At 26.5% G+C, this 4,501-nt stretch carries 5 protein-coding genes; 3 read left to right on the plus strand and 2 right to left on the minus strand.

Annotated features, from left to right (window positions below; genetic code table 11):
• Positions 1–46: 46 nt before the first annotated feature.
• A complete protein-coding gene (gene yqeK / locus KQ44_RS02375; RefSeq protein ID WP_096736079.1) occupies positions 47–616 on the minus strand; it encodes a bis(5'-nucleosyl)-tetraphosphatase (symmetrical) YqeK in 570 nt (189 codons plus the stop codon).
• 223 nt (positions 617–839) lie between these two features.
• Between yqeK and ahpC the strand changes: the two genes are divergently transcribed.
• Complete coding sequence (gene ahpC, locus KQ44_RS02380) at positions 840–1,403, plus strand: alkyl hydroperoxide reductase subunit C (protein ID WP_013112873.1); 564 nt, start codon at positions 840–842, stop codon at positions 1,401–1,403.
• 160 nt (positions 1,404–1,563) lie between these two features.
• Here the strand turns inward: ahpC and fabD are convergent, their stop codons facing one another.
• Positions 1,564–2,478 carry an ACP S-malonyltransferase gene (fabD, locus tag KQ44_RS02385; RefSeq protein WP_096736080.1) on the minus strand — a complete coding sequence of 305 codons (915 nt, stop codon included), beginning with the start codon at positions 2,476–2,478 and terminating at the stop codon, positions 1,564–1,566.
• Positions 2,479–2,734: 256 nt separating this feature from the next.
• Between fabD and KQ44_RS02390 the strand changes: the two genes are divergently transcribed.
• Together KQ44_RS02390 and KQ44_RS02395 are read left to right on the plus strand one after the other, a co-directional pair.
• A complete protein-coding gene (locus tag KQ44_RS02390) occupies positions 2,735–3,616 on the plus strand; it encodes a cation diffusion facilitator family transporter (protein ID WP_096736081.1) in 882 nt (293 codons plus the stop codon).
• 92 nt (positions 3,617–3,708) lie between these two features.
• A partial coding sequence (locus KQ44_RS02395) for a hypothetical protein (RefSeq protein WP_096736082.1) occupies positions 3,709–4,501 on the plus strand: 793 nt, incomplete at its 3' end.

Consider the following 4,501-nt stretch of genomic DNA (forward strand, 5'->3'; position numbering starts at 1 on the left):
ATATGCTCACAATTTTTATATTTGGCTTTCTAATATTTAAAAATTATTATTTTATTACTAGAGAATTATAAAGTTCTATAGTTTTATCAGATAAATATTGTTTCTTGCTAAGCACAAAACTTATGGATTCATAAACAACTTCTAAAAATGCATTATCAAAATCTATAAAAATTTTCTCTCTTATTTTATCAGCTGTTTCAAGTTTTCTTGTAGGTTCAAGATAGTCAGCTGCATATATTATTTTTTCAAGAATACTCATGTTTCTATGTCCTACTGTATGACTTTCTATAGCTTTCAAAATTTCTTTATCAGTTATATTAAATTCTTTTTCTGTTATTATAGCACTAACTCTCGCATGAAGCAAAGCACCTGTTATATATCTTGGATACTCTATATTATCATTTTCAAGTATAATTTTACGCATGTCATCATCTTTATATCTTTTTCCCAAATCATGACAAAGTGCTGCAATAGAAGCCTTATTAGTATCAACCCCATATTTTTCTGCTATTTTTATAGAAAGCTCTCTTGTAGAAAGTATATGCTTTTCTCTAAAAGGTAAGTATTCGTTTATATATTTTAGTATTTCTAATTCTTGATTATTAAAGTCTTTCATATATTTTTATTCTCTATTTTTTATTTAGTTTTATTATTTTATTACAGTAGAATTATTTTGTCAATTTCATTTAAAGTCTATACATTTAAAATTTATTATATATATTTCAAAATAATTTTGTTTTTTTAGTAATTTTTATCAATTTATATTGTTTTTTACTTGACAAAAACTATTATTTAATGTATTGTTAGAATATACAAACATTGCTAAAAGGAGTTATAAAATGAGTTTAATCAATAAAAAACTAATAGATTTCAAAGTAGAAGCCTACCAAAACGGCGAGTTTAAAACTGTTGAAAAAAAAGATGTATTAGGTAAATGGAGTGTATTTTTCTTTTATCCTGCTGACTTTACATTTGTATGTCCTACAGAATTAGCAGATTTAAATACTGTTTATGAAGATTTAAAAAAGATCAACTGCGAAGTATATTCAGTATCAGCTGATACTCACTTTGTACATAAAGCTTGGGCAGATGCTACAGAAACAATTAAAAATCTTAAATACACAATGTTAGGAGACCCTACAGGAGTATTAGGAAGATTCTTTGAAGTATATGTAGATGAAGCTGGTCAGAATTTCCGCGGAAGTTTCATTGTAAACCCAGAAGGTCAAATCAAAGCTTATGAAGTACATGATATGGGAATTGGTAGAGATGCTAATGAATTATTACGTAAAGTACAAGCTGCTCAATATGTAGCTGAACATGGCGGAGAAGTTTGTCCTGCTAAATGGAAACCTGGTGCTAAAACTTTAAAACCTGGTATTGATTTGGTTGGTAAGCTATAATTTTTTAATATAATAATATTAATTTAAATATAGTATAAAATTAAAGGGCATATAATTAATCTTATATGTCCTTTTTATTTTTATAATTTTATGCAAAATAAAAGACAGGAAATAATTATAAATCCTGTCTCTATATTGTTATTTTATATTTTTACTAAAATTAATTACAAGCAGCATTTAAAGAGTCTATATCAAACACACAAACAGATTCAATATCTGGAGTAATTTTTTTGCTCATACCTACTAAAACTTTACCAGGTCCGCATTCAAATACTTTTGTAATACCTTGTTTTTGAATATTAAGCATGCTTTCATACCATCTAACAGTAGAGAACATCTGTTTATATAAATTTTCTTTTATAGAATCAAATTCATGAACTTCAGCTGTAACATTAGACAAAACTTTATTATCATTTTTATGAAACTCTATTTTTTCTAAAAACTCTTTTAAACTGTCAGCAGCAGGTTTCATAAATGGAGAGTGGAAAGCTCCTGATACTTTTAGAGGTAATACTCTTTTAGCACCAGCCTCCTGAAGTTTAGGAGTAACTGCTTCAATTGCACTTAATAAACCAGATATAACTATTTGATCTTTTAAATTATAATTAGCAGCAACAACCTCTTTGTTTTCAGGCATACATTTAGCAACATCATCATAGCTCAATCCAAGTACTGCAGCCATTCCGTAAGGAGCATCAGCACCAGCTTTAGCCATTAAAAGACCTCTTGTTCTTGCTATTTTTACAGCATCTTCAAATGATATATATCCTGCAGCAGAAAGGGCTGTAATTTCTCCCAAGCTATGTCCTGCGAATAAATTTCCTTTTATTCCTTTTGCTTTTAATGCTTCATAAACAGCAATGCCTACTGTAACCAAAGCAGGCTGAGTATTTTCTGTTTTTTTAAGATCATCTTCTGTTCCTTCAAAACATAATGATTTAATATCTACATCATCTAATATATTTGCAGCCTTATCGAATATTGCTTTAGATTCAGCAACATTGTCATACAAAGATTTACCCATACCTGCACACTGCGAACCTTGACCTGGAAATAAAAATGCTATATTTGACATATTATTTGTTCTCCTTTTTTGTATATATTTTTTATTAATTTTTAATTATCTAAATCATATAAAATTATATTAACAAAAAAAATAACTTTTATCAAGTTCTTAATTTTATTTTGATTTATCATACATAAGTTATAATATTTTTATATAAAGTTAAAACATTCTAATATGTAAACAACAATTTATATTTATATAATTGACATTTTATTTCAAATCCTTTAATCTTGAAAAATTAAAAAATTAAATTTGGGGTTATAAAATGAATAGTATTAGTAATGAGAAGAAATCAAAATATATGATAATAGAGGGTGTAGTCTCTGTTATCATAAACATATTGTTATTTGCTTTTAAGTATATAGTAGGACTTTTAACAGGTTCATTATCTATTATGGCGGACGCTTGGCATTCATTGAGTGATTGTATAAGCAGTGTTATAGTTATAATAGGAGGAATATTTTCTAAAAGACCTCCTGATAAAGAACATCCATTTGGACATGGAAGAATAGAGCTTATAACAAGTTTTATAGTTGGTATTATGCTTGTATTTATTGGTTATAGCTTTTTCTCTGAGGCTATAAAAAATATTATGAATAAAAAAACAGCTTCATTTACGACTATGGCAATAGTAGCTATGGTTGTTTCTATTTTGGTCAAAGAACTTTTAGCTCAGTATTCTTTATGGGGATACAGAAAGTCTGGTTCTAAATCATTATACGCAGACGCTTGGCATCATAGAAGTGATAGCATTACTTCAATAATTATATTAGTAGGTATTTTATTTGGTAAAAGTTTCTGGTGGATAGATGGAGTATTAAGTATATTGGTTTCTCTTGTAATATTTTATGCTGCTTTTGATGTTATTAAATCTAGTATTAAACCTTTAATAGGGGAGTATCCTTCAGAAGAGATTATTAAAAGCATTAATGATATAGCTAAAGAACTTAATATTAATGATGACGCTGCTAATTTGCATCATTTTCATATACATACTTACGGAGATCATAGTGAGATAACTTTTCATATGCGTTTTCCGAAAGATATGACTGTTTTTGAGGCACATAATAATGTAAGTGTATTTGAAAATGAAATAAGAAAAAAATTAAATATAGAACCTACTATACATATAGAGGCTTATAAATAGAAATTATAATCTAATAATAAAAATTTGGGGTGGGTGGGCGGGGTGTATAGGCTATTATTGATATTTTTCGTTTTTATTTTATAATAGGCATTATGATAGAGAATGCTGTTTTTAATGATAAAAACTTTGAAGAATATTTCTTATTTACTGATGATGCTAAATTAATCAAATATAATAAAGTATATAATTCATATAAAGATTTAATAAAAATAGAAAACATAAATTCCAAAGAAGTTACAGTTTTTAAATTAATGTATCCTTATATATGTATAACTGAGGAGAAAGGCTTAAATTCTGCTGTAGTGAATATAGAAACATTGGATATTATTAATTTACAAAGAGAGGATTACTGTTCTAAATATTCAAGCTATTCTAATGAGTTTTGTATTATTAATAATGAAATTCATCTTATCACCCAAACTAAATGGAATACTCTTAATATAATAAATTTAAAAACTAAAGAGATGATAACTGATATAAACAGAGATGAAAAAGAGTTTGGTATAGATTATTTTCACAGCAATTTACTAGTATCAAAAGATTATAAACATTTTCTTTCTAATGGCTGGGTATGGCATCCTATTGACTGTATAAGATATTTTAATATTGAAGAGTTTTTAAGGGTATATGAGAAATGCCAAGTAGATGTTGTTAATGAATATATAAGCGGATATAATTGGGATAGACCTATTGCTTTTATAGATAATAAAAAATTTGTTTTGGCTTGTGATAATACGAATTTTAATGATGAAGATTTTGTTTATAATCAATTAAGGTTTTATAATATAGATAATATAAAAATAGATAATAGTGATAAGTATAGATATTTAGAAAGTTATAAATCTATTAATATTAATTTATTTAGTTTAGATGAAAATAATGAAG

Source organism: Brachyspira sp. G79 (assembly GCF_002379365.1).
In the GTDB taxonomy this organism is placed as follows: Bacteria; Spirochaetota; Brachyspiria; order Brachyspirales; family Brachyspiraceae; genus Brachyspira.